At 36.6% G+C, this 24,654-nt stretch carries 24 protein-coding genes; 10 read left to right on the top strand and 14 right to left on the bottom strand.

Features of this window, described 5'->3' with window-relative positions:
* Positions 1-147: 147 nt before the first annotated feature.
* The gene (locus tag prwr041_RS11990) at positions 148-1,254 is read left to right on the top strand and encodes a DKNYY domain-containing protein (protein WP_207154007.1); all 1,107 of its coding nucleotides are present in this window, start codon (positions 148-150) and stop codon (positions 1,252-1,254) included.
* 179 nt (positions 1,255-1,433) lie between these two features.
* Here prwr041_RS11990 and prwr041_RS11985 read toward each other — a convergent pair whose 3' ends face one another.
* Positions 1,434-1,988: a hypothetical protein gene (locus tag prwr041_RS11985; protein ID WP_207154005.1), complete on the bottom strand. Its 555-nt coding sequence runs from the start codon at positions 1,986-1,988 to the stop codon at positions 1,434-1,436.
* Positions 1,989-2,562: 574 nt separating this feature from the next.
* Here prwr041_RS11985 and prwr041_RS11980 point away from each other — a divergent pair.
* Positions 2,563-2,790: a hypothetical protein gene (locus prwr041_RS11980; protein WP_207155683.1), complete on the top strand. Its 228-nt coding sequence runs from the start codon at positions 2,563-2,565 to the stop codon at positions 2,788-2,790.
* A 14-nt stretch (positions 2,791-2,804) separates the two neighbouring features.
* Positions 2,805-3,689 carry an MBL fold metallo-hydrolase gene (locus prwr041_RS11975; RefSeq protein WP_207154003.1) on the top strand — a complete coding sequence of 295 codons (885 nt, stop codon included), beginning with the start codon at positions 2,805-2,807 and terminating at the stop codon, positions 3,687-3,689.
* A gap of 213 nt (positions 3,690-3,902) precedes the next feature.
* On the opposite strand, the gene prwr041_RS11970 is transcribed toward prwr041_RS11975, so the two are convergent.
* From prwr041_RS11970 to prwr041_RS11950, 5 genes are all read right to left on the bottom strand, one after another.
* Positions 3,903-5,165 carry a type II toxin-antitoxin system HipA family toxin gene (locus prwr041_RS11970; RefSeq protein WP_207154001.1) on the bottom strand — a complete coding sequence of 421 codons (1,263 nt, stop codon included), beginning with the start codon at positions 5,163-5,165 and terminating at the stop codon, positions 3,903-3,905.
* Positions 5,166-5,168: 3 nt separating this feature from the next.
* Complete coding sequence (locus prwr041_RS11965; protein ID WP_207153999.1) at positions 5,169-5,489, bottom strand: helix-turn-helix domain-containing protein; 321 nt, start codon at positions 5,487-5,489, stop codon at positions 5,169-5,171.
* Positions 5,490-5,973: 484 nt separating this feature from the next.
* Positions 5,974-6,798, bottom strand: coding sequence for a hypothetical protein (locus tag prwr041_RS11960; protein WP_207153997.1), 825 nt, complete (start codon positions 6,796-6,798; stop codon positions 5,974-5,976).
* 253 nt (positions 6,799-7,051) lie between these two features.
* Complete coding sequence (locus tag prwr041_RS11955; RefSeq protein ID WP_237072239.1) at positions 7,052-9,568, bottom strand: DNA/RNA helicase domain-containing protein; 2,517 nt, start codon at positions 9,566-9,568, stop codon at positions 7,052-7,054.
* A 6-nt stretch (positions 9,569-9,574) separates the two neighbouring features.
* The gene (locus tag prwr041_RS11950; protein ID WP_207153995.1) at positions 9,575-9,907 is read right to left on the bottom strand and encodes a nucleotide pyrophosphohydrolase; all 333 of its coding nucleotides are present in this window, start codon (positions 9,905-9,907) and stop codon (positions 9,575-9,577) included.
* 347 nt (positions 9,908-10,254) lie between these two features.
* Here prwr041_RS11950 and prwr041_RS11945 point away from each other — a divergent pair, with 347 nt between their 5' ends.
* From prwr041_RS11945 to prwr041_RS11935, 3 genes are all read left to right on the top strand, one after another.
* Complete coding sequence (locus tag prwr041_RS11945; protein WP_207153993.1) at positions 10,255-10,695, top strand: hypothetical protein; 441 nt, start codon at positions 10,255-10,257, stop codon at positions 10,693-10,695.
* A gap of 532 nt (positions 10,696-11,227) precedes the next feature.
* Positions 11,228-12,106 carry a hypothetical protein gene (locus tag prwr041_RS11940; protein WP_207153991.1) on the top strand — a complete coding sequence of 293 codons (879 nt, stop codon included), beginning with the start codon at positions 11,228-11,230 and terminating at the stop codon, positions 12,104-12,106.
* A 9-nt stretch (positions 12,107-12,115) separates the two neighbouring features.
* Complete coding sequence (locus prwr041_RS11935; RefSeq protein ID WP_207153989.1) at positions 12,116-13,522, top strand: tetratricopeptide repeat protein; 1,407 nt, start codon at positions 12,116-12,118, stop codon at positions 13,520-13,522.
* Positions 13,523-14,610: 1,088 nt separating this feature from the next.
* Here the strand turns inward: prwr041_RS11935 and prwr041_RS11930 are convergent.
* The 3 genes from prwr041_RS11930 to ygiD form a co-directional block, all read right to left on the bottom strand.
* Complete coding sequence (locus tag prwr041_RS11930) at positions 14,611-15,144, bottom strand: flavodoxin family protein (RefSeq protein WP_207153987.1); 534 nt, start codon at positions 15,142-15,144, stop codon at positions 14,611-14,613.
* A gap of 68 nt (positions 15,145-15,212) precedes the next feature.
* Positions 15,213-15,734 carry a GNAT family N-acetyltransferase gene (locus prwr041_RS11925; protein ID WP_207153985.1) on the bottom strand — a complete coding sequence of 174 codons (522 nt, stop codon included), beginning with the start codon at positions 15,732-15,734 and terminating at the stop codon, positions 15,213-15,215.
* A 63-nt stretch (positions 15,735-15,797) separates the two neighbouring features.
* Positions 15,798-16,565, bottom strand: coding sequence for a 4,5-DOPA-extradiol-dioxygenase (ygiD, locus tag prwr041_RS11920; RefSeq protein WP_237072238.1), 768 nt, complete (start codon positions 16,563-16,565; stop codon positions 15,798-15,800).
* Positions 16,566-16,866: 301 nt separating this feature from the next.
* On the opposite strand from ygiD, the gene prwr041_RS11915 reads away from it, so the two are divergent.
* From prwr041_RS11915 to prwr041_RS11905, 3 genes are all read left to right on the top strand, one after another.
* Positions 16,867-17,157 carry a GNAT family N-acetyltransferase gene (locus prwr041_RS11915; RefSeq protein WP_207153981.1) on the top strand — a complete coding sequence of 97 codons (291 nt, stop codon included), beginning with the start codon at positions 16,867-16,869 and terminating at the stop codon, positions 17,155-17,157.
* A gap of 12 nt (positions 17,158-17,169) precedes the next feature.
* A complete protein-coding gene (locus prwr041_RS11910; protein ID WP_207153979.1) occupies positions 17,170-17,757 on the top strand; it encodes a LysE family transporter in 588 nt (195 codons plus the stop codon).
* 111 nt (positions 17,758-17,868) lie between these two features.
* Positions 17,869-18,522 carry a hypothetical protein gene (locus prwr041_RS11905; protein ID WP_207153978.1) on the top strand — a complete coding sequence of 218 codons (654 nt, stop codon included), beginning with the start codon at positions 17,869-17,871 and terminating at the stop codon, positions 18,520-18,522.
* Positions 18,523-18,609: 87 nt separating this feature from the next.
* On the opposite strand, the gene prwr041_RS11900 is transcribed toward prwr041_RS11905, so the two are convergent.
* Both prwr041_RS11900 and prwr041_RS11895 read right to left on the bottom strand, forming a co-directional pair.
* Positions 18,610-19,437 (bottom strand): MBL fold metallo-hydrolase, encoded by an 828-nt coding sequence (locus prwr041_RS11900; protein ID WP_207153977.1) that lies wholly within the window; start codon positions 19,435-19,437, stop codon positions 18,610-18,612.
* A gap of 15 nt (positions 19,438-19,452) precedes the next feature.
* Complete coding sequence (locus prwr041_RS11895) at positions 19,453-20,145, bottom strand: DUF134 domain-containing protein (RefSeq protein ID WP_207153975.1); 693 nt, start codon at positions 20,143-20,145, stop codon at positions 19,453-19,455.
* Between the two features lie 217 nt (positions 20,146-20,362).
* On the opposite strand from prwr041_RS11895, the gene prwr041_RS11890 reads away from it, so the two are divergent.
* A complete protein-coding gene (locus tag prwr041_RS11890) occupies positions 20,363-22,783 on the top strand; it encodes an alpha-L-rhamnosidase (protein ID WP_207153973.1) in 2,421 nt (806 codons plus the stop codon).
* Positions 22,784-22,891: 108 nt separating this feature from the next.
* Here prwr041_RS11890 and prwr041_RS11885 read toward each other — a convergent pair whose 3' ends face one another.
* From prwr041_RS11885 to prwr041_RS11875, 3 genes are all read right to left on the bottom strand, one after another.
* Positions 22,892-23,374 (bottom strand): glutathione peroxidase, encoded by a 483-nt coding sequence (locus tag prwr041_RS11885; protein WP_207153972.1) that lies wholly within the window; start codon positions 23,372-23,374, stop codon positions 22,892-22,894.
* A 124-nt stretch (positions 23,375-23,498) separates the two neighbouring features.
* Positions 23,499-24,206, bottom strand: coding sequence for an alpha/beta hydrolase-fold protein (locus tag prwr041_RS11880; RefSeq protein ID WP_207153971.1), 708 nt, complete (start codon positions 24,204-24,206; stop codon positions 23,499-23,501).
* A 4-nt stretch (positions 24,207-24,210) separates the two neighbouring features.
* Positions 24,211-24,654, bottom strand: a complete 444-nt coding sequence (locus tag prwr041_RS11875) for a GNAT family N-acetyltransferase (RefSeq protein ID WP_207153970.1) — start codon at positions 24,652-24,654, stop codon at positions 24,211-24,213.

Here is a 24,654-nt window from a genome sequence, read left to right as displayed (position 1 = left end):
TTAATTTTATTAAGGCACTCTTTCTTAATTATTTGATTTGCATTAATCGTGTTCGGCTACCCGCTTTATCTGTTTCCTCTCGTCATCGTTGCAAAACGGATATCTAAGAAACTGGTAAAACCCTATCTTTTCTATCTCATTTCGGGGTTGCCACTAATATCATTACTACTTTGTGTTTTAATTGCCATTAGTCCTTTAGCTGAGAATAGACCCGATGGTTCTGACTTCTTCTCTTACAGAAAAATCGGGGAAGATTATCAAGGAAGTTACGCACTTGACAATAAACATGTGTATTACTGTTTTGATAAAATAGAAGGTGCAGATGTTGCAACCTTTCATCTTATCGGGAAAAACACGGGATATTCTGCCGACAAAAATCATGTATATTATACAGGAAAAATCATGAAGGGGGCACACCCTAAGACTTTCAAAATGTCGAATGCAAACATAGCATGTGACGGGAAGGATTATTATAGCTATGGGATTCCATTTCACGTTTCAGACTACAAGTCGTTCCGCCCAGGTTATAATAACTGGAGTGTAGACAAAAATTATATCTACTACACTGACGATCAAACTGAAAAGGATGAGATTCATTCCATTCCTGTGGGAGACTACAAGTCGTTTAAGGGGCTGAACGAACAATATGCCAAAGACATCTACCATGTATATTTTAAAACAAAAATTGTAGAAGGAGCAGATCCTGCAACCTTTCACACCTTCTTGCAAAGTCGTTATTTTGGGCAGGACAAAAATTGTGTCTATTATGAGAATAAAGCAACAGAGGTAAAAGACTACAATAAATTGAAAGTTGCAAAAGAGAATAAAAACTTCTATGTAGATGGAAAGAATTTCTATACACATGAGTTTCTGAAAATGCCAGAAGGTACAAATATCAAACATCTCACGAATATAGCCTGTGGAGATTGGAGTAAAGACCAGAAGAGAGTGTATTGGAAAAATAGAATCGTGAAAGGTGCAGATGCAAAATCATTTGATGCGCTGCCATCACTCTATCTATATGAAGGTTCAGCTGCAGACAACAATAAAGATTATGACTACGCAAAAGATGCTCATCATATCTTCCATAAGGATACTCTGCTCAAAGATGCTGATTATGCAACATTCGTCTGCGGCTGGGACGGTCTGAACAAAGTTGCTTTCGCCTTTGACAAGCATCGCTACTACGAAGGCCATCCAACTCCGCTTATTAAGAAATACCGCATGGGAAAAATGAAAGTAGAACACAATTAAATATTTCAATAGATACAACCAACATGTACTCCCACTTGCAAAAGAAGCTGTTTGAAGAAGATGGTGTTTACCATCATATTTGGATGGCTATACAGGATGATGATGAGCTGACTGCAGTTGTTCACTCACGCCAACTGCATATTATGATAGGTAGTGTTCTTACATTAATCCAAATCCACTTACTCTTCTTCCCATTGCATTTTGGTGAACACTTGTTGCAGTTCTATTACCTGCATATCAATTGAAGCGGCTTTTCGAAGGTGAGCAACTTGAAGAACGAAATCATTATTTACTCCCTCCATCGTGAAACCATCTTTGGTTTGAAGCAAACGCTTCAAATACTTTCTTCTATCTGCCTGCATCCGATTGAGGTCAATATCGGTCAGATTCTTGATAATATCATATTTATCATACAACTTTGCACGAGGATGCTTCTTCAAAATTGCATTAATAAATGCAACATACAACAGCACGTCGGCTTCCACTGCCCATGGTGAAAGCCATAGATTTAAAGCGTTTACTGTAGAATTATAAACTACAGATACACCTGTTGCTGATTCGTTATACTTAAACACAATACTTGCATCCTCTCCTTCGTCACATTCTTCAAAATATTCGTCATATAAGACTTCTTCAGGATTATCAGGTTCTCCATTTGGATATAGATAATCTACTGCTTTATATATCTTGAAACTCTTTGGGAGTCCAACGATGGCTAATTCATCATATTTCATAGTTCTATCAATTAATTATTAGTTAAAGAATTAGATAATATTTTACTCCAACTCATTTCATTCTTTCAGATATCCGATTATGGTTGTCAGACCATAACTCCTTATTTAGAAGACGAATACGTTGCACTTTCTTCTCGTCCTTACGCATCAGGTAAGTTCTGATGTAGAATACTCATACAGATCCACCATAATCTTTCTATTTAAATATCACTTAGATGATGTTTAGTTATTATTTAACCACTTAATCATCACTTTATTGAAGTATAACATCGCAAAAATAAACTATTTATTTCAATCAAACAAGTATTCTTTAGTAATTATTGATTCTCAGACGATTATTTTACATTTTTATCTTAGCCATGTATATTTTCTCTTCCGCATCACATACATATCATTTTATTTTTGTACTTTTGTTTCCTTTGAGGAAGAACTAGTGCTGTTCTACTTTTAAACAAGTAATAGGAACGCAAAATTGAGTTTAATCTACTATTGTCTTTTTATTATAGATCTATAGTGTTGAATATCAAATGATAGCTAAAAGTTTATATATTGTATTAAGCCCTTAAAATATATGATTTCAATAGATACAACCAACATGTGCTCGCACTTGCAAAAGAAGTTGTTTGAAGAAGATGGCGTTTACCATCATATTTGGATGGCTATACAAGATGATGATGAGCTGACAGCAGTTGTTCGCTCACGCCAACTGCATATCTACCGCAATGGCAAGAAAATGCTGGTGTTAGCTGGTAAGGCTGCGCCGAAGATTATTAGAGAAGACAGAATATGTGAGATGATTTAAAATGTATAGTAGGCATGAAACTGACATATATATATCATAGTGGTTTTGCAATTGAGACAGAAAGTTGTATGCTCATCTTTGATTATTGGATGGATCCTACAGGAGTCATCCCTAAGATTCTATCCACTACTAACAAACCTGTTTATGTATTCGCGAGCCATTTCCATGAAGATCACTTCACAAAGGATATTCTGAAATGGAGAACCGATTACCCAACTCTTTCTTTCATCTATATTCTTTCAAAGGATATTCTGAAACGCAGAAGAGCCGACAAAGAAGATGCTGACGTATGGATGGCAAAAGGTTCTGTATGGAGCGAAGATATTCTAAACGTCTATGCCACAGGCAGTAATGATAGTGGAGTTTCATGGATAGTTGAAGTAAAAGAGACCGAAAGTCAAGTTTATGTCGAGCGTATTTTTCATGCTGGCGATCTAAATAATTGGTATGCTCGTTTTCTGACTGATACCTATGATGGAAATCCTATTGATAGTGAAGAACCGATGAACGAAGCAGAGGCAGAGTCGAGCTCGCTCGAACTTTGTTCTGCAAGGAAGAGGAAGACCGTAGGTCAATTTGGTGTTATTGATCCAATAAAGGATGAGAAACAATTCCTCGGAGAGTTGAAAGACATCAAAAAGATAGCAGACTCTTTCGATGTCGTGATGTTCCCTGTAGATGGCCGTATTGGTAACGGATATACTCGTGGAGCCAGACAATTCATCGAGCAATTCAAGGTTGGATTGTTTATCCCAATGCATTTTGTTGTTAGTGGTTTTAAGAGTGCATGGCGCATGAAAGAGTTTACCGACGAATACAACATACCTTTTTGGAGCATTGAGAAGGAAGGTCAATCAATTAATGTAGAAAAGGAACAAACAATGGCGACTAGGAAATGAATATAACTTTACTTATCATTAAACATACAATACAGGTAACTATTGTTTCTTTTATGATAGGTTAAGCCATTAGTTAGTCATCCAACATTTTCCAGAACTCCAATGATAAATAGCTATTTTCCACATTATTTGCTGTTTTTAATATAAAAGCAATATCTACAGAAATAAAGTCTGCTATACCACAATAAATTGCAGTAAGAAGAAAAATCATTTCTATAGATTTAATATTGTCTTACTGTACACATGATAAAACATATCTATCTCGCGTTTTGCAATACCAAGAGAAACGGCAATAGAATGCCATTTATGAACTCCCGCAATTACTTCATTAATGATTATTCGGGCTTCTTCTTTGCTGATCATGTATTCCTCACAAGAACCAAACAATATCTGTAGGCTTGATTCATTAGTTGATGAGTTAATAAGGAGACTCTGGTATTCACTAAGTGTTGGATTCATATCATAAGCTGGGCTTAATGTCCAGCCCCTTGGTGTAAGTAAGAAGCCATGATTACGGAAATGGTCATCACTATTTCCGATAGCAATATTAAAAGCAACACGACGATACAACTGACTAAGATTCTCATTTACATCACAACAGTTTTGGAGAATGAAGTCCACGATATCGAGATATCCGTTTCCTGTCTTAGCATCACAACCGTCAGTAAGACCTAACAGAGTCATAGCCGATGCAAAGTGTATTCTTATACCCTTTTCTGTACGATCAAATCGTTTTGAAAGGAGTGCATGGTACTTTTCACCTGAAGAAATAATTCTTGTTTCAGCAGCTACAACACCAGCTTCTTTAGCAAGCAAATGACTAAGATGTTCCCAGAGTGCCACATCATAATCATCCTTACGAGATGGGAACTTAGCCACATAAAGTTGTTGTTTTTCGTCAACAATACCAGCTTTCGGACGAGCACCTCCCAAGGATGTTCCAGGGTGGACAAGTTGCTGTATCCATTTCTTATCAGGAAGGATATTTTTCTCTTCACTTTTTTCAATTTCTATGCTTGCAACAACAAGTGAACGAATATCTGTAAGTGGCGGAATACGAAGAGATTGCTCACAGTTAATAAAACTTCCATTTGGTTCTTTCTTTAACCTAAAACCACCCATTCGTGAGTAGTCATCAATACCAATAAGATAATCAAACGAGGATAGTTTTCTAACTGGCCTTTTCTCTTCTTCAGCTTGTATTTGCTCGCGACGATTAAGTAATGTTCTACCCCAACGATCAGGTAAAGCGTCGCTGAAGCATCCAAAGATATCTTTACCAGGTTGTGTATACTGTTGACCAGGATAATTATTAATGTCGGCACTTAGGAAAATGCTCCCATATTTTGAAAGCCATTCATTGTTGTATATAAACGAATAAGAATCAGAGCCTCGAAGAGATTCGTAGCCTAACTCACCAATCAACTGAGGTCTTTCTAGCCAATCGAAGTCACCATATACATACAAAGTATTCATATCTTAAATCTTTTTTGAAGCACGTTCTCGATGAGTTAGTGCCAAATCTTGCAAAGCACGTCCCATCTCATCTTTTTGTGCCAAGAACAATATATCATCATCCAACTGCAAAGCATATAAAACACGAAGATAGATGCCAATAGCTACAGTTGGTGTGCCTTTCTCTATTCTATTTATAGTCAATGCCGAACAAGTCGCACGTTCAGCAACCTGAGCCACACTAAGATTTCGACGCAAACGAGCCAACTTAATCTGCTCGCCTACAATCTGCATCTTTTGTTCCAATTTTCGGGGCAATTTAGTACCCATTGTAGTTTTACTCATACAAGCTTAACATTACATTAACGGTGCAAATATAATGTTTTTTATTTATTATATGATAGGTTGATAGCTAATATATATTTTTTTAACCCTATTTTTACTAAATAAAATATAAAAGGCTTGAAATATCAAACAACCGTTGGAAAACGAACATGGTACACTTAGTTTTTGTATCTCCATTTTAGATTGAAGATAACTAGTAAACAAATAGCCACAACGAAAACATCAAAAATAGTACATATTATAATATGCTATCTTATCCTTAGATTTCATAACTGCTGACCTGCTGAATTTTATCGATACCCGCTTACTATTCATCTTTAATCAGTACAAAAATACTACAAATATTGATTAGTGTAGTAGTTTTGTACTAAAAGTATTATGTTCATGCGATTTTCCGTACAAAACTAATATTAGGAAATACATACTTGTCTTTACTCCATAAAGCGAATAAAGGCAATTTATTAAAGTAATAATATTACTCAGCCTAATCTTTCTTTGGCCTTACAATTGGGAACGTATAAGTTTCTGTTACATACTTATCTAGAATCTGCATTACAAGGATGTCGTTCCTGTGCCTACTAACTAATTCAAGTATTCTAGGCTTCATGATAATTTCTTGTTCAGGTGTGAGCTTATAGAACTTTAAGTCAAAAGAATCAACATGCCCATTCTCGTCATGATTAACTTTCATCCTAAATAAGAATCTTTTGACATTATCAGAAATTCCATCCCAACTAATGCTATCATGAACGATGGCTTTCCCGAAATCCCGCATACTGTGCCCTTGTACAATTCTATTATGAAAGTATTTCACTTTCGTCACTATTCCCTTCTTTATGATAAGTAATGCTTCTTCCTCCTGATTACGGTCAAAAGCCATATGATTATATCTAATAAGTCTGCCTCTACCGATGCGTATAGTATCATTAACCCATGAAGCAAAGATTCCTTTAGGTGTTGCATATTTAGAATAGCATTTAAATACGTGTGACATTTCCACATATACAGACCTACTTCGGTTCAGAGAATCTATCGTAGACTTTTCCCTTACTACCTTAGTCAAAATCAATTTATTGTTTATAATGCTCCAATGACCTATATAGCCTCTCCAGCATCCAGTATTCCAACTATCCTTTTCGAAGTCATTACTCCGGTGCCACTCTTCAGACTGCTCGACCATATCAAGCGGACAATAGAACATCGACCAACTTTTATCATCAAAAGACAAAAGTTCTGATACTTGACCTGTAGCATGCCCTTTCATCAAGACGAGGGACAGCAATATAAATATAAAAAGCATTTTCTTCATTTGTTATGATTAAACTATATTTAGTTAGTATTTCTTACTGCGTTTTTTATGGTTCTTATCCTTTGTTATTCCAATGGTTTCTTTTTCATCGTTCTTTAGGTATTTAGGTATTCAAATGCAATTAAGCGACAGCTTTGGATAATTAAAGAATCATATAAACATCGAGGATGTTTTATCGCATTTTTTTGTTTGCCTCCAATATATTATTCTGGTTTATTATATCATTCATACCATTGAAATTTACATCTAACTATCATTCTTCAAGCTTACCGACAAATTCGCCAACAATGCGGAAGTCATCACTATCTTCAACGCTAATTCTTATTGGTGTGTATTCTGGATTGCGTGGCATAAGAAGAATTTCATCATGCTCCCATGTACCGTCTGAGTTGTAATGCTTCACGCTTTGATACTCCTTGATGGAATATGCTCCTTGATTGTCTGTATCATAGAAACTATGATGCTGTGCAAGTACTACCATTCCCTGACGTGAACCACCAGTATAGGTACGGAACACGCAATATTCTCCATCAATGATAAATGGCTCCATGGAGTGACCAACAGCCTTTACTACATACATATTTAGATTCAAACGTCCAATCCCTTCGGCTTTTACCCAGCCTTGTACCTGTACAGGTTCACCATCACCAAAGCGACCGCAAGCTGCACGGATAGAATATAATGGAAGATATTCAGTATATTGCTTTTCTGGATCTATTTCTGCAACAAAAAATTCCTCTTCTTCGTGAATTTCTTCTGCAGCAATCATAGGTTCTTCTGTATATTCAGGAACAAGCTTTGCAGCCTTAAGAATAAATGTCGGCATTTCATCTATAAGAGACTTAAGATATTTTCCTAACGCTGGATCACAGCAATATACATAACAACCCTTCATGCCACGTGACATCAGCACACGATATATATTGCGTACGTAGTCATCAAAGGTCATGGTTGCTCCTTTCCTATTCTGGCGCAGTACACTATCTTTACATGCAGATTTATCTGTGATAATTTGCTTTGTTATTTCGTTATAGCGAAAATCTTCTCCTATAATGACTCCAATATAGTCAAATTCGAATCCTTGAGCAGTATAAATGCATCCTACTTGCTTTATACCTTCAGGCTTGTAAGCCCACTCATACCATCTCACATAACCATTAGGCGGAGAGGTTATTTTACTATGAGTTTCCCAAGGCATAGCAAAATCACCAATTTGTACATCAGGTGCCAATTTACCATCAACAAGATGATTAGTCCAAGGCCAACAGAATCCAGCTGTAAGACGAGCAGTGATTCCTTCTTCAGCATTTTTTACACAAAGGGCATCATACATATTTTGTGGATCATCAAATACTTGAAAATCATACTCGGTCTTGTCAAATACCGATTTAATCTCTTGGTTATATAAAACTTGCTCTATCCAGTTCAGATAATTATCCGAACCATTACAACGGAATTGAGATACAAGCTCCACCTCATCAACCTTTGCATTCCATCGTTCAGCACATTCACGTATGAGTTCAGAAGATCCAATTTCCACACCACGAATAGCTTGACGATCGTCTATGAAGAATACAGATACCTTTGCTGAGCGAACAAGCGTATCAATCTGAGATAAATCTGTTCGAGCATTAGCCTTTGTAAATTGACTGTTTGCGCTCTTCAGAATACGATGAGCTTCATCGACAAAGAGTACGTCAATATTATTTTCCTCTGCGTAATAAGGAACAAAACTTCCTACGTTTGAAAAAAGCACTCTACTGCCAGGCTTCAGTTGCGTACGCACACCTTCAAGTAAAGGTTTAGACTTTGTCGCATAGTGTACATTGAGCTTAGACTTAGCCATTTCAGCAATTAGATGCAATGCTATCACAGTCTTGCCAGTTCCAGGGCCACCTTTCACCAAAATAACGCTTTTCTGATTTTTATTCTTACTGAGCAGTTTTATCTTATCGCGAATGATATTTCTCGCAACGATTTGGTCTTCAATCAATGAGAAGGATGAAGGATCACCGTTTTCAATCATTGTGGAAACCTCTTCTAGTAGTTTTTTCGATGGGCGAATACGACTCGACATCATTTTATTGAATACCGACAGACCTTGACCGTTGCCCAATAGTCGATATAAATCCTTCGCTAATGCCGCCACATCATCGGCTGCATAAGTAGGAAATTCATTCAACAAAGGCTTGTATTTATCATCAAATAGCAGAGTTGAGAATGTTGAATCACGGAAATAGTTATAGCAATATGCCAAGCCTGTTAATGTGACCTCATGACTGCTAACTGTTTCTACAAAGTTAGTCAAATAACCTTGATAACCTTTCACCTGTTGCGATGGGTGAGGCACTACACGATAAGCACCACCTGTAAATGCAGTCACATTAAAAGTAGGTTCTTCATCGCTTGTTATAAAGTTTCCGTCGCTATTACTTTCCTTTACGCCCGAATTACTCCATTGCTTAAGCTCAATATGAACAACATTTTTCTTATTATTCTTATCCTGACCATAAAGCACACAATCAATACGCTTGCGACTATATGGAATAAAATATTCAAAAGTCACATACGTATCATTAACATCTGATAATTCAATAAGATCCTTGATATGACGAACATTATTGTTCCAAGAGTTCAGCTCAGGCTTACCTGGTGAAAGGTTTATTTTGGCTGAAGATTCCACCATTTTCCCAACCACCTTGTTTAGCAACACATCCTTAAAAAACTGGGATTGCGGTGCGCTATATATGATTCTTGAGTTAAACTCCATCTCTTTTTATAGTTCGTTGTATTTCTTTGAACTGCCTTTTGCCTTTTCTACAGGGTATTTCTCTGCATTGCGTGCAATCTTTTTGAGGCAAATATCCTTCACATTAAGATTGTATTTATCAGCAATCATGAAAGCATAGTTAAATACATCAGCAAGTTCTTCCTTAACCTTTTCTATCTTAACATCTTCAACATCCTTCCAAAGATATGCCTCATTCAGTTCAGCTGCTTCAATAGAAAGAGCTAGAGCCAAGTCTTTAGCATTATGAAATTGTTCCCAATCACGATCATCATTAAATTTGGCAAGAGTTTCAATTATTTCCTGTATATCATTTGTCATCTTGTGCTTCGTGTTAATATAATTATGTATAATATTAAGCACAAAGATAATACAAATAGATAGAAAATGCAAATTTAAAAGTTCTATTTTGTAGAAAAGTTGGAGACTGTAGAATTAAAATGCTACCGCAGGAATAACTAGCAGAGTTTCTTCTGCGCTTCGGAACTCCAAAGCAATAAGAAGATTTAGGGAACCATGGGAACATATGGATTTCCCTTAAACTAATAGGGAAAACATACTCTCACTTTAGGATTTATCCTTTTGAAATTCTTGATTTTCGCCATACCTTTGCATCAACAACAAGAAATATTAACCGCTCGAAAGAGCATTAAAGAAAGGAATAAGTTATGAAAAAGATGATGGCAATACTTGCAATCGCAATTGCAGCAAGTTCTATAACAGCAAACGCTTCTTCTAGGCATGAGAAAAATTGGCGTCATAACAATGGCCATGTAGTAATGATGGACAATGACCATAATCGTCATAACGGTGGTGACAGAGTTTATAACATTGGCAGAGGTCACAGAGGAAACGACGTGGTTATCATCAACAATTATGGTAGACGTGACAGAGGTCACAGAATGGTACGCCATGAGCCTCCACCTGTAAGGTTTGCGCATCACGCACATCCATTCATCGGCTATCGTATCAGCGAAATGCCACGTGGAGCACGTCGAATCTATCGCGATCATCACGAATACTATGTTTATGAAGGATATGTATATAACCCAGTTGTTACGGCTGCAGGTATCATATTCGAGGCGATAGCACTTGCTTCAACTCGATAAGAGCACTCCAACTTACAATACACTACATATAAAGTAAAGCTCCCGGCACTTCATCATTGAATTGTCGGGAGTCTGCATATTATAACTTTCGGTATTCTATCATCATCTTTTAACAAGATAATTGCAGCTACTCTCTCCCACTTCTGCCTCTAGTAATGTCTAGAGATGAACAGTAGCAACCGGTGCTCGACTATATCAACACGCATCTGTATAAGGATTTGTCGATAGGTGCCCTTGCCAGCAAATTTAGATATTCAAAAACAAATAGAAAAGCTGAGACTATAAGATTGAAATATTGTTCTTGTTAGCTCCAACTAAGTTTTTTCGTTTTTGCACTCTGAACAATAAAATATCGAACAAAAACGTTTTTTTGTTCCATCAAGGTTTGTAATATCAAGATATTTTCATATATTTGCCCATTATAATTACTATTGACATGGGGACATGCGAATACATGCTTACTGAGATGGCAATAAATTACGGGCGAATAAACAATAACGTTTTAATAAATTAAACTATGGATAAAAATCTTATGAACAAAATAACAGAGCAGCTCCAAGCCTACATTAACGAACAAGAAAAGATGGGGGGAACGCCCAATGAGGAAATCCTCAATAGATTCTTGGGCGACATTATTACCTTTCAAAACGAGACCCCCATAGCTAATTTCAAAAGATTTACACCCGACCAAATGTATCAGATGCTCAACGATCCTTTGGGAAAGAAATGCCCTGTGAAATTACGTAAACTTTCTGATAGTGAAATAGAAGAAATCCCATTCATCAAACAAGCACTCTACCTTCTGAGATCTTTATCTGAAAAAGAACTAAAGCTCACGCCACAAGGTTACATTCCTCCTAAATTGGTAACAGAACTATATGATATGGGATTGTCTGATTGGAGTTCAGATTATTATAAGCAAAAATTGGAGTCAAGAGTTGAAGTGGTACAAGTGCTACGCATCGCATTGAAAGAGTGTGGATTTATTAAAGTGCGCTGTGGAAAGATGTCGCTTACCACCAAAGGAGGTAAGATGCTAAAGGACTACAATGCTCTTTTGCATGCCTTAATGATTTTTCTCCTTTTGGACTTCAACGCAGGATACTTCGATTTATACAACGATATCGAAATTGGTAATGTCGGAAGGCTCTATTCTCTTTGGCTTCTCCATCGTTACGGTGACACTTGGCGACATAAAAAATTCTATGCCGAGGCTTACTTTAAAGCATTTCCTGGTTTATCGCCATCAGCGTGCTATGAACTTAGAACATTTGATAGGGTATTTCATTATATCGGTCTTTGCGATATTAATAAGACCGAAAAAGATCGCGGCATTGATTTTGGAAGCAAAACAAGAAAGAGAGAAATACTCGATAAAATATTCACATTCATTGAACCTCAGAATAAATAGTTTGACTAGGTGAAGAATAACGAACTGAAAAACTTCATCAATAAGGTGAGTTATAGCGAGTTAAGCGATATGCTAATGGAATATGCCCAACAGGACAAATCTTTTGAAAAAAACTTCAAGAATTTCATTGAGAGGAAGATAAAAGATGTTTCCGAAGAGGATGTACGAGAGGAAGTTGCCACCTCTTTTTGTCAGATACATTCTAGCGGTAGCAGATATGACAACTATGAAGATACCGATTGGTATGCTGTCATGGAGGATTGCGATCACTTATTCGAAAAGGCATTACAAGCCCTTTCGATGGGAGAACTAAGTTGTGCTGTAGCCTATCCATTGCAATGGTTATCCTGTTTTTCTAATACCTTTAACGAGGATTCTTTCTCTTATGATAACGAAGGAACTAAGTTTAGTTATGCTTGCGAACAAGCAATAGAAATTATTGAGAAGGTGATGAGAAGCCCTAAAGCTGATGCCGATTTTAAAGAAGGCGTGAGCATAGAACTATCTGGTATAGCCAAAGATACAACTATTTTTGATGACTACTGCTTTGTCAATCTAAAAGCATTTGCCAAGCGAATGGAAGCCATGACGCTATCAGGAGAGGATGCGCTTGCAAAAATCGAAGAGCTCATCGAAAAACATGAATACGGCGTATCACAATCAGATCTAATCATTCAAAAAGCAACTATTTTATTTGCTATGGACAAAGACGAGGATGCTATTCGCTTTTTGGAAAATAATGTGTTAGAAAAGGAAGTGTGCGACCATCTTGTTGGGCTTCTGATAGAAAAACATGATTATAACCATGCAATAGAAGTTTTGGAAAAAGCAATTAAATTTGGAGAAAGCTGCCATACAAGGATATGGCTTAAGAAAGAGATTGAGATTTATTTGTCGCAAGGTAGAGATAAAGAGGTTACAGATACCTATCGAAGATTGTTCATACTCTCCAATGGTGACATTGAAACCTATAAGACTCTAAAAGAGCGCATTCCTAAGGATGAGTGGAAAGGTTATCTGGATGCATTGATGAATGAAACTACCTTCTATTATTCCGTCCTTGGAAGAAACGATAAAGCCGAAATAATAAAAGTGGAATATGGTGATGAAGCTTTGTTTGAATATCTGTGTACTGTGAATAATGACTATCGGCTAGAGCTGTATTCCCATTATGCTACTCAGCTGGCGGTTGAATACCAAACAAGACTCATCCCTTATTATATGGATGCTTTACGAAAGGAAGCTACATTAGCCAAAGAACGTCATCAATATCAAAGGATGAGATACAATATGGAACACCTACAAGAACTGAAAGGTAGCGAGGAAGCCATAAAAATTCTTCTAGCAGAATTTAGAGAGTTATATCGTCGTCGCCCTTCTTTTATGAGGGAATTAAATCGAATTGATAACAAGTAACATTGTTTTAAATTCGTCGAACTCACGCTATATTAATTTATAAACTTTTATCATACTAATTATACGCTTAACTCTTTGTTATCAAAGTGCTATAAAGTAGACATCAAAAGGTTATCCAATTTATAAAATAAAAAGATTCATCGTAAATTTGAAAGGTATACTTCTTCCTAAATTTACAAAGTTTCCAGAAAAAAAGAAAAATCACCTACATTACCTACATTTTTGACTTAAACAATTACTAATCAACATATTAGACCATGTATAACAGTGCTTTTTCCTACATCTTTCCTACATGGTTCCTACATTAAAAGCACGTGTTTTTGCATAAAACAATGGATTTTGATCGATTCGCAATACGGAAATCGCTTTTATTTCTTAGACCATTAGGTCATGTTTTCATCAGTAACGTAAATCACTAGGGATTCTTTCACCAAAATTGAGAATATAGAAATCTCGTTTAGAATTGTAAATAAAATATGGACACCAAGCTGATTTGTAAAATATTTTAACACGTCAAGCTTTTCAGTAAGGGATTTGAGAAAATATAATGATCACCAGTAATGACTTAAAAAATTGTATAGTGTTTCAGTATGCATAACTACAAATGTATATACAGATACCAATTATGGTCAAAATGTATGAAGCGCAACGAGAATAAAATCACCTTTTTCGGAGTGCTTTTGAGTAATAAGGCCCTAATCACTCGGTAAATCATGTAGGACAACAGAGTGATTAGGCCCTAATCACTCCCTAAAATGTATAAGAACGGACTCTTATACATTAGCTAACGTATTGTATAACAATGCGTTTTGCAAAAACATGTAGGAAATTGCCCTGAAAACTCACAAAAAAATATTTTTTTGTCGATGTAGGTAGAATATATGGATGCTTTATTGTAGCTAAATACATCTCAAAATATTGATATTCTACACATTTGTAAATATCAAACTGTTATGGATGTACTGTTTATTATTCTTAATTCGTTGACGTGATATTTCTCTGCACATAACTTTGCGGGAACTTGTGCCAAAGATCCATAGTACTTCTTGTTTACTGAATTGTCTCTCATTAGTTGCATTTTACTGCATTTACAATGATTGCCCTAGTTCATAAGCCTCGTTCAAGGAATTAGTATTCAGAATATCTCCCTTGTCTTTAGCACCTCTTACTAAAACGTGACCAGCATCTTCAAGATGAAAGAAATTCAAGCAAAGCTTATATTGACTAATAATACTGTCGAATAAACCATCAAGGGTTGCTGCACCTACGAGAAGAAGTGCCATCCTCTTGATGTTGAAAGTATCACGAATAGGATTATGGCAACGGTCGATTACAGCTTTTAGTTGAGCACTAAGCCCATAGAAATATACAGGTGAAGCAATCACAAGCATATCGGCTTGTTTCATTTTCTCGTAAATACCTGTCATATCATCCTTCTGTACACATGTATTGTTCTCACTCTTGAAACAAGCATTACAGCCAATGCAAGGAGCAACCTTATTATCATGCACTGATACAACTTCCACGTGATGATGTTCTGATGTACCCTTGATGAAGGCGTTAACCATAAAGTCTGTATTGCCACCTTTACGTGGACTTCCGGATAATACTAATATATTCATAATCTGTTTTTATCATTATTCATTTGAGATAATAACTTCTCAATTTTTTCTTATTTCTGCTACTTATTTTACTTGGTTAGTTCAAAGAAAAAGAAATCTGTCCAACCTGTATTTTCTGCATATAGATGTTGTTTGCCACGATACTCAAAACCAATACGCTCGTAAATTTTATGAGCAGGGGTATTAGATGCAAGAGCATCCAAACGAACAGATTTCATACCAGAATCAATGGAGATACTAATAGCCTTGCGAATCATTTCCGTACCCAAACCAGCACCTTGATAATCAGGACTAACAGCAAGGATATGTATCACTGCTGCCTCATTATCTTTTACTTGCTTAGACCACTTAATTGCATGATAATCCTCACCTTGATACATTGTTAAAGCCATAGCGCCAACAATAGCATCATCCTTTTTGTACAGATACATACTTCCTTCTTCTATATAAGCTTTAATGCCTTCTTCTGTAGGGTGTTGACCTTTCTTCCAACGTGCATAGGTATCCATCTTTGGAGTACGCAGAGTCACATCATCATAAAATTTGATGACTGACTCAAAATCATTTATTGTTGCCTGATCTAGTTTCATTATTTAATAAAATCAATACCGATATAGTTTCAAAAAGATGTCGATCAAAAACTTCTATTGAGATTATTCCTCAATAAGGTAACTTGTCATTGCCATAGAGTCTAATTCACAATGATTATTAAACGTCGTTATCTTCTTGCCATCGCTTGCACCAAGTACATATAACAATGGCAGGAAATGATCAGATGTAGGTACTGAATAACGAGAATTCTTGTGAAGAGTAAAGTTTATAACCTTCTCGTCATCACGACGTTCTACAGCTTCAGTAATGTAATCATTAAATGCTATAGTTTCAGGACTGCCATGATTACTATCCCAATTGACAAGACGGAGATTGTGCACTACATTGCCACTACCAATTATAAGGTAACGTTGCTTGCGAAGTGGGGCAAGTTGCTTGCCAACTTCATAGCATTGCTCTGGAGTGAGCACTCCATTCACAGATAGCTGAACAATTGGAATTTTTGCTTCGGGGAACATGTGTACAAATGGTGACCACGTACCATGATCAATGCCCCAAGTATTATCTACCTCTGCACCTAAGTTCTTCATCGCTAGGATTGCATCACTTAGTTCGGCACATCCTTTCGGCTGATATTTCACATCATAGAGTGCCTTAGGAAATCCGTACATATCGAATATCTGTTTAGGATTATCAGTTTTCTGAATAAGCGTACGATTCTTATACCAATGAGCTGAAATAACCAATATAGCTTTAGGCTTACCATAGTCACGAATAATCTGATTCCCTATTTCACTCATCTTACGAGTAATATTATTATCATCAATAGCAATCATTGGACTGCCATGACCTACAAATAATGCCGGCATTGTTTTCATAAACAACTTTATTTGTATTAATTATAAGTACTTAATAGTTGATGATCTGCGAAAAAGTCATAACTTAATTGTCTTAAACAATAATAGATTAGAAACCAAGTTCGCAATGGCCACTGAGGACAAAGTTACTGAAATATTTTATATTGCAAATGATTGCTACTAGTTTTTTGATGGCATCATGAAAAAATATACAGAATGCTATATCTTAGATGCATTGAAATATAAATAAATTATCAATTACTTTGCCATCATTTTTTTTTTTGGTAACTTCGCCGAAACAAAAAGACAAAAAATGAAAATAAAGATAATTCGAAATAACGAGAAAGGGGAAGTACAAGCCTTTGACGGAGAAGTACAAGTAGGACAGATTAACTTTAACATAACAGACAATTTGCTTTCAATAGAGCATACCAAAGTTGTCGAAGGATTTGAGAAAAAAGGTATTGACGGCATTTTAGTTCAGTCGGCAACGGATTATGCAGTACATCATAACCTAAGAATAAAGCCTATTTGTTCATATGCACGACTATGGTATAAACATCATAAGAAACAATACAAATCGATACTAACTACGGATAAGTAAATTATAAGGAACATGCCAATAAGTTTACTACCGACATTACTGATGGCAATCCTTGTTGTGGGATATACACCTGGTCCAGCTAACATATATGCACTTTCAATGTCTATCAGACATGGAAAACGAAGAGTACTTAACATGTGGCTGGGACTGCTTGTTGGATTTTCTACAGCTATATTTATCCTAGCTTTACTTACTCATTTATTAGGTACAGTACTTGGTTCATATATTGGATATGTGAAGTATCTCGGCGCAGCCTACATCATGTGGTTGGGCTGGAAGATATATCATACAAGTGGACAGACCAAGAAAGACAATAGAGATTGCACATTCTGGAGTGGTTTCATTGTACAAATGACGAATGCAAAGATACTATTGTTTGACCTTACATGTTTCAGTTCGTTTGTACTTCCCTACTCTAACAGACTCTTTGACCTGCTAGTTGTATCAGCTATGCTACTTATTGCTGGTCCTGGAGCCAATCTTGTTTATGTGTATATCGGCACGTATTTGAATCACTTCTTTAGCAAATACAGCAAGCAATCAGATATTGTCATGTCACTTGCTCTTGCATTATGCGCTATTTATATAGTATTAAACTAATTAGAATAGGGTTGAATAACATAAGAATGTGTTTTGTATAATTGACCGTTATCATAACAACTAACCTCTTTTGGGTTCTAGAAACTGACATGCTCAGAAAATAAAAATACAATGAAAGACATAATATTAAAATCGGCTCGTTTGATCGCAACAGACTACGAGAGCAGCAAAATCATTGAAAGACTTAAGTCTGAAGGAGTTTACGGTCAAGAAGATAATCAATGGCAATCAATGAATATTGTACTCGTATCTTCTGTTGAAGGAGTTGCAAACATTCCGAATATGCTTTCTAAAAGTACTCCTGCTAAACGAAATATAATAATTAAGACAAATCCATCTTTAGAAATTGATGATAATATTAATTACTATTCAGTACTCTCATTCTTTAATGGCGCAGACCCATACAAGGAAATAAAGGCATTATTGTACTTCATTCGCACTAACGGGGATACTAATAGAAACATAGCGTTTGATGAATATGAAATCTTTGATTTGATTAAAGGCAGAAACATGATATCAACAGCATCGTATTCTTATAATGAGAACGTTGATGAAGTTATCAATGAACTTAAGAAAATTAAGCTGCATAATAATCGCAGATATCTACTGTTATTCACATACGAACACAATAATGAAGCAACATTCCTTGATATATTACCTGTGAACAACTATTTAGAATCGTTTCCGAAAGATGCAACCGTATGTTGGAATATTATAGAGTCCTCTGTTAATCAAGTAACACTATTTACCTCTATTTCAATATAAAACATATTTCGTAAGGAACAGGATTGAAATTATATGATAGCTATTCTTGTATAAAACAAAATTAGCAACTACATACAAGCACTCTTATTATTTGCTTGCGAGAAGTATCTCTTCGCCGCAATAAAATTGGTGTATATGAATGTTATAAGATTGTGAGATAACCTCAAAACAATGATCGCCTGTGCAGTGACCTGTATAAAATTGCACACGAGGATAATCTTCATGCAAACGCACGGCAATGGTATTTAGTTGTTTATCGGTCTCATAAGTTTGAGCAAGATAGCTATCTAAAAGATGAAAACCGCCAATACTCAAATTAATTGTAACATCTATTGATTGCAATATGTTTAGAATACCACTATGAGCGCATCCTGTAAAAAGTACGCCATCAATAACAAAAGCAAGTTCATGAGTGAAGTTATCTGGTATAAACTGTCCATAAGCATCACTACAAAGTAAACTCTTATTTCCTAACGGAAGTGGATTCCGCTTCTCAATATTTGCATAAACATTAACGGCTCCAATATTAGTACTTTCGTTGACAAATAGAAAGCGTTTTTTATCTTGTGAGAAATCGACATTGCCTGTAATAGAATGCTGATAACGCCGCATTGATGCATATTCTGTTCCAGGAATAGCTTCCGAAAGAATTACTTTAGCCTTATTGTTAAGTTTAAGAAAATAAGGAAGACCTCCTATATGGTCATTATGTCCATGAGAAATTAGACAATAATCCACATCAGCGAGATCTATTCCCAAAACCTTTGCATTACGTATGAAAAGATCAGACGCGCCCGTATCTAGCAAATACTTACCAGAAGGGGATTCCAAATATACAGACAGACCATGCTCAGTCTGCAACAGTTTATTATTAGTGCGGTTATCACTCAGCACTACAAGTCGTGTTCTTTTCATACGTTTTAGTTTTATCTACTCGTGGTCGTGATGATGACCTTCGCAATGATGATGACAACTGCTATCACCATATACTATTGTTCCACCTAGATACTGGCTCAACACCTCTTCTACAGCTATAGTTGGAGCACCGCCGTGAACCTGAATACCAAGATCATTAAGCATAGTCACTGCTCCCTGACCTAATCCACCACAAAGTACATCTGTTCCGCCCTGAGCCGCAATAAAGCGAGGCATTGCACCATGTTCATGCTCTGGAGCCTTGAGTACAACAGTTTCTTTTACTTGTCCGTCTTCTACAGTGACAAATGTAACTTCTGGTGCTTTTCCGAAGTGTTGCCACAGTTTACCCTCTGATGTAGGGATTGCAATTTTCTGATTCATAACTTGTATATTTGATTTTTGTTGTTGATAATCTTCAAATTCTATATTATCATTTGAAATAACTATTTTCTTCCCTTCAACCAAAGCCACAGCGATCTTCTTTCTAGCCTCAGCATAAATCCTCGTCAATGTAGGTCTAGAAACATTCATCTGCTTGGCAGCAACATCTTGCAACTGCCCTTCATAATCAATAAGTCTGATAGACTCATATTCATCGTATCTTAATTGAATACTATCCTTTCTATGACAGCAACGTCCATAAGGGCGAAAGCCTGATACAACGGGCGAAGAAGAAATGATTCTACTCTGTTTTGGTCTTGGCATATTATCTATTTTAATGAACGTACGTTCGTTTTAACGACTGCAAATATAATGCTTTATTATGAACTATAGTTCATTATTAAGAAATATTTAGAACTTTTTATTCTTAAATTATCTTATAATTGTTCTTACATTCTTGTGAAAATCCATATATTAATGTCTAATGATATACCTTTGCAATTATTAAATGCAACTAACAAGTAAAACATTAAATACCATTATGACAAAAATATTTTCATCTTTAATCATCGCCCTATTCTGCTTTGTTTATTCTGCTTCAGCACAAGAGAGATTGCATGAGGCTCAATGGATTTCAGCTCCACATACACAGACAGCATCAATGCCGATGTTCAGAAAAAACATTGTCGTTAAGAAAGATGTAAAGGATGTTATAATTTATGCCAGTGCACTGGGCGTATATCAGATTTATGCTAACGGCAAAAACTTGACTGATGACATGTTGATGCCGGGATGGACTGATTATCGCAAGAGCATACAATACCAAAGTTTTCATCTTAAGGAAAGACTACACGCAGGCGACAAACTCTCCGTTGCCTCTGAAGTAAGTAAAGGTTGGTGGGCTGGCGGAATATCCAGAGGTATCTATGGGAAGAATGCAGACATGGGATTTATTTGCGATGTACATATTGTCTATAAAGACGGTACTACCCAAGATTGCCTAAGTGACACTACGTGGAAATGCTACACTAACGGTGCCCTAGTAATGGGCGACATTTACAATGGAGAAACTTATGATGCACGCAAAGACAATCTTGCTGATGTTTCTACCCCAGCCTACAACGACAACACTTGGCAACCTGCTGTCATCAACCACGATAGTAAGGGCGAACTATGCAATATGATTGGACCACAAATCAAAATTAGAAACAAGTCATTGTGGCGTAATCCACAGAACATTACTATTTATCAGGGAGCAGATTCAACAAATACCACATTCGGCAAAATCCATATCGTTAACAACAATAATAATCTTAAGAATCCTATCCATCTAAAGAAAGGACAAACATTGTTAGTTGATTTCGGGCAAAATATTGTGGGATGGATTGACATAAACGTTAAAGGAAATAGCGGAACAACATTAACATGGAAGCATGGCGAGATGCTGAATTTCAATGGAGACGAATCACGACTCGACAAAGGTCCTGGCGGAAGTCTGTGGACGTGGAACTTAAGGGATGCGAAAGCTACAACTACATACGTGATGAATGGTAATGAGAAAGGTGAGGAATATCACCCTAATCACACTTACTTCGGATTCAGATATGCAGAACTTACGGCTACAGATGACGTAACCATAAATAATATTAAGGCACAAGTGGTAGGCACTGATCTAACAGAATGGGGAACATTCAAATGCTCTGATTCAAACATCAACCGTCTTTATAGCAATGTGTGGTGGGGACAACGAGGCAACTTCATGAGTATTCCAACCGACTGCCCACAACGTGATGAAAGATTGGGATGGACTGGCGACACACAGATATTCTCACGTACTGCACTTTACAATTCTGATGCAGCCGAATTTTATCGTAAATGGATGCGAGACATGCGCGATAGTCAACGTGAGGATGGTGCCTATCCAGAGACAGCACCTTTCTGCAATATGTGGGGATATGGCACTGCTGGATGGGGAGATGCCGGAATCATCGTTCCATGGAATACTTACGTAATGACGGGCGACAAAGAGATTATAAAAGAGAACTGGCAATCAATGCAAAAATGGATGGAATTCTGTTCTTCTCAACATGATGGTCAATGGACGCATATTGGTGCTGAACCAAAATGCGGTGACTGGCTAGCATATAAGGAAGTTGATGCGCGATATGTTTCGTATGCTTACTTTGCCTATTCAGCAGAATTGATGCAGAAAATGGCTGAAGTCATCGGAAAAAGTGAAGAAGCTTCAAAATATAGCAAACTATGGCAAGACATTCGCAATGAATTTCAGAAACGATACATCACAGATGGAGAGATAAATACGGGGAAAGACACTCAGACTGCTTATCTGTTAGCTTTGCATTTCAATCTAATTCTGGATACTCAGAGACAGCATGCGATAGATTCTCTTCGAAAAAATATCATCAATAACGACTATAAGTTATCTACAGGATTCATTGGAACCGGTATTCTTATGGAAACACTTACAGAATGCGGAATGACGGATCTCGCCTATCGTTTACTTTTCCAGCATCAAAATCCATCATGGCTCTACAGCATAGACCAAGGAGCAACAACGATATGGGAACGCTGGGACAGTTATACTCGTGAGAGTGGCTTCAATAAACATCCATGGAATATGAATTCATTCAACCATTATAGTTATGGTGCAGTTGTAGAGTGGTTCTATTCTTCTATCTTGGGCATTCGCCCTGACGAACAGCAACCAGGCTTCCGCCACATCATCCTTGAACCATATCCTGGCACAAAACTCCAATGGGCAAAGGGATCAACGATGACGAAATACGGTAAAGTAAGTGTGGAATGGAAAAAAGACACTCAAGGAAGAATACACTATATGGTTACGATTCCGAAGGGAACCAGTGCCACATTGATAACTAACAATCAGCGAAAAGAAGTAAAGGCAGGAAAGCATACATACTGTTTAACTATTAATGAATAGTTAAAGTTTACATAGTTCCTAAAGAAAACTCAGGAATTATATAATAACATAAAAGTTATGCTATTTCACATTCCTATATTGGTAACAATAATGGTTACAGTCATTTATTTATAGCTCGTCCACTATGTATTTTTCTAGGCTTGAAGGTGCTGCAGTCGGTGCAAAGCGCTGAACAACCTCACCATTCTTATTGATAAGGAACTTGGTGAAATTCCATTTGATAGCACTCCATAATATTCCACCCTTCTTACTCTTCAGCCACTTATATAGTGGATCAGCATCATTTCCATTAACATTGATCTTCTTCAGAACAGGAAATGTCACTCCATAATTTAATGAACAAAACTCCTGTGTCTGATTGTCTGAATCTGGATTTTGATTAGCAAACTGATTGCATGGGAAACCTAAGATTACCAAGCCTTTATCCTGATATGTATTCCATAACTCTTCAAGTCCCTTTAATTGGGGAGTGAATCCGCACTTAGTTGCTATGGTGACAATCAACACTACTTTACCCTTATACTCAGCGAGGCTTACAGACTCGCCTTTTTTATTCTGAACTGTAAAATCATATAAATTCTTTGCTTCCATAACTTTATTTTTATTTGATTCAAATGTATGAAATATATTTTATATCGCACGAAATTTAAAAGTAAATTGCGAAATATTAAGAGTCTAGCTGTATCGCGTATGACTCAAATAATCACAAGTTCTATCATGCATCATGATGAAGTTCCATATCAGACTCTTTCCTAAGAGCAGCTATAGCCCACTTAATTCCTTTAGCCTGACGTAGATCTCCATCAATAAAATGATTTCCAGGATTGAGTTCAAAATGTGTAACATGACCTTGTACTTTATAGTGTTCAAAAATATGTTGCGTCTTTTCGATGATTGTTTGTAAATATGCATTCTTTGATATACATTCTTTATCACCAATAGAAAGATAAACAGGAGCCTTTGTCATTGGTTCATGAGAGATTACAAAATCTTCGAAATCAGGATACCATAAACTTCCTGAGGCAGAGATATAAGCAGCAAACTTGTCTGTACGATACATTGCATAGAGAGAAAAGAGCCCCGACATCGAATAGCCTAGTAGTATTCGGCATGGATTATCCACTCTCAGCAGTTTCTCGCAATGAGGAATCAAACTTGTAAGCATCCATTCTAGATATTTATCGGCATTACCCTCGAAGTTATCATGCTTACATATCACTTTATCTGCCTGATATGGCGACATATCTGCATCCCAATCAATCTTCGAGATAACGACAAGATGGAATGGCAAACAATTCAAATCCTCGCATGATTTAAGAATAGGTTCGGTTCCATCGCCGTAACTATTGCAATAAACGATAACATCTGTTGACTCCAACGCTGGAGTTATCGTGATGTTGTAATCGTTTAATATCTCTTTCATACTTCTACAGTTTATAATAATTTATCATTTCTTTAAATCCCAACTCCTGATACATCTTTTTACCACTTTCTGATGATTCAAGATAGATTTTTGTGATACCCTGAGTTTTTGCCTGATCAACAAGCCACGAAACTATTTCCATGCCATATCCCCGACAACGATACTGGGGACGAACATATATGTTCATCAAATAAGCACATCTACCAGATGGATTTTCAGGTGATGGCATTTCATTATAGAGGCATAAGCCGCCACATCCTATTTCATCATCATACAGGCAAGCGATATGTCCACCACGAGTAATCTCTTGCACGTAGTATTCACGATTCGCCGCCTCCAATGCTTTCCAATCTACATTTTCAGAATCTGCAAATACCTCATGCAACACTTCCATACGCCACAACATCAACGTATCGAGTTCATCAACATTTACTCTTCTTATATTCAT

Origin of the sequence: Prevotella herbatica (assembly GCF_017347605.1) — a bacterium.
Lineage (GTDB): Bacteria > Bacteroidota > Bacteroidia > Bacteroidales > Bacteroidaceae > Prevotella > Prevotella herbatica.
This window is presented reverse-complemented; position numbering and strand designations above follow the sequence as displayed.